The sequence below is a fragment of the Rhodococcus sp. C26F genome (genome assembly GCF_053345925.1).
Genome location: NZ_JBKFBA010000031.1, coordinates 25,345 through 31,728 on the forward strand (window position 1 = coordinate 25,345; position 6,384 = coordinate 31,728).

The 6,384-nt window shown below is 70.1% G+C and carries 4 protein-coding genes and 1 pseudogene (1 of these 5 only partly in view); all 5 read right to left on the reverse strand.

Translation table 11 applies throughout. The annotated features are described in order from the left end of the window. Positions 1–1,261, reverse strand: a pseudogene (locus tag ACLBYD_RS23335) (UDP-N-acetylmuramoyl-L-alanyl-D-glutamate--2,6-diaminopimelate ligase); it reaches 373 nt to the left of the window's first position. Positions 1,262–1,467: 206 nt separating this feature from the next. After that, positions 1,468–3,300: a peptidoglycan D,D-transpeptidase FtsI family protein gene (locus tag ACLBYD_RS23340; RefSeq protein WP_447818326.1), complete on the reverse strand. Its 1,833-nt coding sequence runs from the start codon at positions 3,298–3,300 to the stop codon at positions 1,468–1,470. A gap of 71 nt (positions 3,301–3,371) precedes the next feature. Then, on the reverse strand, positions 3,372–4,220 hold the full coding sequence (locus ACLBYD_RS23345; protein ID WP_447818327.1) for a hypothetical protein: 849 nt from the start codon (positions 4,218–4,220) through the stop codon (positions 3,372–3,374). Positions 4,221–4,223: 3 nt separating this feature from the next. Next, positions 4,224–5,264: a 16S rRNA (cytosine(1402)-N(4))-methyltransferase RsmH gene (gene rsmH, locus ACLBYD_RS23350; RefSeq protein ID WP_413768295.1), complete on the reverse strand. Its 1,041-nt coding sequence runs from the start codon at positions 5,262–5,264 to the stop codon at positions 4,224–4,226. Between the two features lie 290 nt (positions 5,265–5,554). Next, on the reverse strand, positions 5,555–5,986 hold the full coding sequence (mraZ, locus tag ACLBYD_RS23355; protein WP_006554148.1) for a division/cell wall cluster transcriptional repressor MraZ: 432 nt from the start codon (positions 5,984–5,986) through the stop codon (positions 5,555–5,557). Positions 5,987–6,384: the final 398 nt, after the last annotated feature.

Sequence of the window (6,384 nt, forward strand, 5' to 3'; positions counted from 1 at the left end):
CCTCGCCCATGATCGGCCGCTTCGTCCGGTCGCGGTCGCCGCCCGCACCGACGACGACGGCGATGCGTCCCTCGGTCGCGGCGCGCAGGGTTCCGATGACCGCTTCGAGCGCCGCGGGCTTGTGGGCGTAGTCGACGACGGCGAGGAAGTCCTGTCCGCGCTCGACCCGTTCGACCCGGCCGGGCACCGCGACATCGGCGATACCGCGGATCGCGGCGTCGATGTCGGCGCCCACCTCGGCGCAGAGCGCCACGGCGAGAGCGGCGTTGGTGACGTTGTAGCGGCCCGGCAGGCCGACGGTGGCGCGGTGGGCGATCCCGTCCGGACCGGTCAGGGTGAACTGCTGCACGCCCGTCTCTTCGGGGACCTCGTCGGTGACCGTCCAATCGGCCGCGGCGCCAGCGGCGTCACCGTCGCCACCCGTGGTGACCGTGCGGACTGCGGTCGCGTCGTCGCGGCCCGCGCGCGCGACCTCGGCCATGCGACGTCCCCACACGTCGTCGGTGCACACCACCGCGCGGCGGGCCCGGACCGGCGAGTCCTCGGCGAACAGCCGGGCCTTCGCGCCGAAGTAGTCGTCGAGGTCCTTGTGGAAGTCGAGATGGTCCTGGGACAGGTTGGTGAACCCGCCGACGGCGAACTCGGTGGCGTCCACGCGACCGAGTGCGAGGGCATGGCTGGAGACCTCCATCACGACCGTGTCGACACCGCGTTCGCGCATGACGGCGAACAGGGCGTGCAGCTGCGGCGCCTCGGGGGTCGTGAGGGTGCTCGGCACGCGGATGCCTTCGATCCGGGTCTCCACGGTCCCGACGAGACCGACGACGCGTCCGGCCGCGACGAGGCCTGCCTCGACGAGATAGGACGTCGTGGTCTTACCGGACGTGCCCGTGATGCCGATGACCTGCATGCTCCGGGAGGGGTGTCCGTAGACGGTGGCCGACGCCGCCCCCAGCGCGGCACGCGGTTCGGGATGGACGAGGACCGCGACCGAATCGGAGGTGGCCTCGGCGACGAGGTCGCGACCGGCCTCGTCGGTCAGCACGGCGACCGCTCCGCGTTCGAGCGCGGTGCCCGCGTAGGAGGCGCCGTGGGCGCGCGCGCCGGGCAGCGCGGCGAAGACGTCGCCGGGGCGGATGCCCTGGGCGCGCAGGTCGATGCCGGTGATCGCGGCCGCGCGGGCCGCATCCTCTCCGGCGGCTGCATTGACGATCTCGACGCGCGCCCCGATGGCGTCGGCGAGAACCGAGATCTGCGTCATCGGTGGGTGCTCGGGTCTCCGCCCCTCCTCCGGAGGAGCCGGATCCGGACTCGATGGCACAGGCACCAGTTTCCTCTCGCTTCGCTGCAGCTCGTCTGCAGGCACTCCGACGGATGTTCCCGGGTTCGTTCCCGATCCGCTCTCGGCGACGACCGTCGTGTCACGTTACCGACGTGTCAGCCTACCGAGGCGCCACGGTCACCTCGTCAGTCGACCTGGAGGATCAACTTGCTCTCCGGTTCGGCCGACAGCGGCACGCCGTCGCGCTGCAGCAACCACGACGCGATGTTGCGGAACAGCGGCGCGGCCGATTGGCCCCCGCTGCCGTCGGAGCTGCGGGTCGGGGCGTCGAGCATGATGCCCACGACATAGCGCGGATCGTCGGACGGCGCGATGCCGGCGAAGGTGATCCAGTAGTCGGAGTTCGAGTAGCACTTGCAGTTCTGGTCGATCTGCTGGGCGGTACCCGTCTTGCCCGAGATCTGATAGCCCTCGATGGCGGCGCCCGCACCGGTGCCCTGTTGGTTGCCGGTATCGGACTGGACGACGGAACGGAACATGTCGCGCACCGTCGCGGCGGTCTGCGGGTTCACCACCCGCACCGGATCGGGACGGGGCGTCTCGGTGCGCGTGCCGTCCGGCGCGATGGTCGCGCGCACGACCCGCGGCGGGACACGTTCCCCGTCGTTCGCGATGGTCTGGTAGATCGCGGTCATCTGCAGCAGGGTCATCGACAGCCCCTGGCCGATGGGCAGGTTCGCGAAGGTGCCACCCGACCACTGCTCACGGCTGGGCAGCAGACCCGCGGATTCGCCGGGCAGGCCGACATCGGTGCGCTGACCGAGACCGAACAGTCGCAGCATCTCGGCGAAGCGGTCCTCACCGATCCGCTCGGCGAGCATGAGCGTGCCGACGTTCGACGACTTCCCGAACACACCCGTCGTGGTGTACGGCACGACCCCGTGATCCCAGGCGTCCTTGACGGTCGCGCCGGCCATGGTGATCGTGCCGGGGACCTGCAGGACCTCGTCGGGGCGGGTCAGACCGTCCTCGATCGCCGCGGCCGCGGTGATGATCTTGTTCACGGATCCGGGTTCGAACGGCGAACTGACCGCGAGATTGCCCTGTTCGGCGTCGGGCGGGTTGTTCGCGACACCGATCGACGGGTCGAAGGTGCTGTCGTTCGACATGGCGAGCACTTCGCCGGTGTGCGCGTCGAGCACCACGGCGGAGGCGTTCTTCGCCCCGGACAGGTCCTTCGCGCGCTGGACCTCCTGCTGCACGTGGTACTGCAGGTCGTTGTCGATCGTGAGCTCGACGGAGGAACCGTCGACGGCGGGCTGACGGTCGCGCCAGCTGCCCGGGATGACGGCGCCGTCGGATCCACGGTCGTAGGTGGACGAACCGTCGGTACCCGCCAGCACGGCGTCCATCGACGCTTCGAGCCCGATCAGGCCGTGTCCGTCCCAGCCGGTCGCGCCGACGAGATTGGCGGCGAGCGATCCGCCCGGATACAGACGGATGTCCTGACGCTCGGTGCCGACCTTGTCGTACTCGTCGACGATCTCCGCCGCGACCCCCGGATCGACGCCGCGGGCGAGGTAGACGAAGGTCTCGTCGCTCTCGAGCATCTCGAGCACGTCCTTCTCCGGCGCCGCAGCGCCGAGCGCCTCGTGGACCGCCGACGCGACGCCCTCGAGATATTCGGAGACCTCGGGCCGGGACGGGTCCTTCGCGCGTTCCTCCTCGAGTTCCTTGCGCACCCGCACGGGTTGGAAGGTCAATGCCTTCGCCTCCATGGTGTAGGCGAGCGGTTCGCCGTTGCGATCGGCGATGGTGCCGCGGGTGGCGGGTTCGACGAGTCGGGTGGTGCGCTGGCTGGCGGCTTCGGCGGAGAGTGTGGGGGCCTGGACGAGCTGCACGGACAGCAACTGGGCGACGGCTACGCCCAGAATGCCGAACATGCCGATCCGGCCCCACTTGTTGCGGAACGCGAAACTTGTCCGGTCGCGCTGCTTGCGATCGCGCGGCGCGGGCATTCGAGCGCGGCCGCCGCGCGTCGCCGGGGTGGAACGTCGCTGTGGTGCACGCCGAGGGGTGGAGCGGTTGTTCACCGAGGCCCGCCCTCGGGTTCCGTCGGCACGGCCTGGACAGGTGCTTCGGGCGCCGCCTCACGGGGCGCTTCGGATTGCGGCAGTTCGCTCACGGGTACCGATTGTCCTGCCGCGGGCGGTACAGGTGCGGCACCCTCGACATCCGGCGTGGCGGCCGCGGGAGCTTCCGCCGCGGGTACGGGCACGGGAGCCGGTGCCGGTTCCTCGCCCACCGGGCGGCCGTCGGCCGATGGCGCGGCCCGACGCGTGTCCTCGGTGTCGGTGCGCGGCCGGGGTTCCTCGCTCACGTCACCGAGCGGCCGCGGGGTCTCCGCCCCGGCGCTGCCGGCCAGCGGGGTCTGGACGCGGGCGTCCTCTCGGGCGGGCGGATCCAGCGGGACCGGCGGGGCACCCTGGGCCGGAACCGGATCGCCCACCACCTGCACCGAACCGTCCGGAGCGACGACGATCCGCGCGACCTGTCCGGTGGGGATCATCCCCAGTTCCGCCGCGGCGACCGCGAGCGCGGGAGCCGACTCGGCCGTGGCGACGTCGCGCTGGAGCACCGCCCGCTTCTGGGCGAGCTCCTCGTTGAGGGACCGCGCCGCGCTGAGCTCGTAGGAGTCCTCGGTCGCCCGGGTGGTCAGCAACAGCGTCACGGCCATGCCCACGCCCAGGAGCCCGATGATGGTGGCGACGAACGGGATCCGGGTGCGGACACGTCCGGCACCCGTCGTGCGCCCGCGGGCCTGCACCTGTTCGACCCCGAGCTGCGCTGCGCGCTGCGACCGTCGCTGATAGGCACGCTGCGCTGCGGTCGATCGCCCCGGGTTCCGGCGCTGCGGGGGTGCCACCTGTACGGTCATCGGTTACCTCCTGGCGATTCGTTCTGCAGCACGCAGGCGGACGGGCGCCGAACGTGGGTTGGCCTCGATCTCGTCGTCCGTTGCCCGCTCCGCACCGCGGGTGAGGATGCGCAGTTCCGGTCCCATCCCGGGCAGTTCGACCGGAAGCCCTTCGGGACTGCGGGACTTCGCACGCGGTGTCAGCTCCTGCTTGACGACCTTGTCCTCGAGCGACTGGTAGGACATGAAGACGATCCGGCCGCCCACCGCGAGAGCGTCGAGAGCGTCGGGGATCGCGTTGCGCAACGAGTCGAGCTCCGCGTTGACCTCGACCCGCAACGCCTGGAAGGTGCGCTTGGCCGGGTGACCACCGGTACGGCGGGTCGCCGCCGGGATCGTGCGGTACAGCAGTTCGACGAGTTCGCCGCTCGTCCGGAAGGGGGTCTTGGCCCGGGTCCGCACGATCTCGGAGGCGATCTTGCCGGCGAAGCGCTCCTCGCCGTAGGTGCTCAGGATGCGAGCGAGGTCGCCGTGACTGTAGGTGTTGAGGACATCGGCCGCGGTGATGCCGGTGGTGGCATCCATCCGCATGTCGAGCGGGGCGTCCTTGGAATAGGCGAAGCCGCGCTCCGCCTCGTCGAGCTGCATCGAGGACACGCCGAGATCGAACAGGGCGGCGTGGACCGAGCCGTACCGGTCGAGGCCGACGCTCTCGAGCGCGTCGGCGATCCCGTCGTAGCGGGTGTGGACGAAGTCTGTGCGGTCGGAGAACCGTGCGAGTCGCTCGCGGGCGATCGCCAGTGCGTCGGTATCACGGTCGAGGCCGACGAGCCGCAGCTTCGGGTAGATCGTCAGGAAGTGTTCGGAGTGCCCACCGAGACCGAGTGTCGCGTCGACGTAGACCGCGCCCTCGCCGTCGGGACCGACGCTCTCGATGGCCGGACCGAGAAGGTCGACGGCGCGCTGGAGCATGACGGGCACGTGGCCGAATTCCGCCGCAGATGTCACATCGGCACCGGTGGCCTCATCCGTACCATCGACGGATTCGTGCTCGCCGTCCACCATGTGTCCTCCGGAATCCTGCTCGGGCCGCTTACGGTCTGTGGGGTACTCGTCGGGTGGACGGTGGTGTGCCTCGTGCCTGCCTGTCGCTCGTCTCGATACCGTGCTCGCCGCCACGGGGGTGGATACGGAAGACGGCGAATGCCTCGAGGTCTCTGTCCGAGTCCGAAGAGACCTGACGCCGGGGAAGTGCGTCAGGGCCCTCCGGTCCGTACCTGGCGCTGGGGAAGTGCGTCAGGGCCGGCACATCGGGCAGAGGCCTCGCGGCACTCGCCGCGCAGCCCGAGCCGTGGTTACAAGATGTCGCGTAGTGCTTCGTCTCTCGCTTCCGAGAAGTCTTCTTCGTGCTCGGCGAGGTAGGTCTCCCATGCCGTCGCGTCCCAGATCTCGAGGTACCTGACCGAACCGATCACCACGCAGTCCTTGGTGAGACCGGCGTACTTGCGGTGGGCCGACGACAGCGTGATCCGGCCTTGTGAGTCGGGTCGCTGCTCTTCCGTTCCCGACGCGAGACTCCGCAGGAACGCACGTGCCTGAGGGTTGCTCCGTGAGGCACTCGCAGCGCGTTCGGCCAGAGCGGCGAACTCGTCGCGAGGGAACACGGTGAGGCTGTGATCCTGCCCCTTCGTGATCATCAACCCTCCCGCCAGCTCGTCTCGGTACTTCGCCGGCAGTGTGAGCCGGCCCTTGTCGTCCAACTTCGGGGTGTAGGTACCGAGGAACACTCGGCGCCTCCCCGCTGCCGGACGGATGCTTCGCGCGACAGGACACCTTGTCCCGCCGCGCCCCACATTACCCCACTTTGCCCCACCGGAAACGGATTACTGCCGCCCGGTCACGCGTGTTGTCGTCACATTCCCAGCTCAGAGCAGGTGGCGGAGAATGGGGACACGCGCTCGCGTGACGACGACGGATCCACCGCTGTCGGCGCCCCGACGATCCGCCCCGCCGGCGGAGCGAGGACCGAGCAATCGGCGACCAGGGAAAACACTGCGGCCGGAGCCGAGGTGGGAGGCGGTGGGGAGACGGGGATTGCGCGAGTGGGGCGCGGTGGTGGAGGGACAGAGGGGCGGAGAGGCGGACGACGCCGGGTCGATGAAAGGTCTGCAGACGAACGACGACG

Bases quoted from the DNA above. Each gene is read 5' to 3' on its own strand.
- ACLBYD_RS23340 (WP_447818326.1), bottom strand. From the start codon at position 3,300: ATGCCCGCGCCGCGCGATCGCAAGCAGCGCGACCGGACAAGTTTCGCG.
- ACLBYD_RS23345 (WP_447818327.1), bottom strand. From the start codon at position 4,220: ATGACCGTACAGGTGGCACCCCCGCAGCGCCGGAACCCGGGGCGATCG.
- rsmH (WP_413768295.1), bottom strand. From the start codon at position 5,264: ATGGTGGACGGCGAGCACGAATCCGTCGATGGTACGGATGAGGCCACC.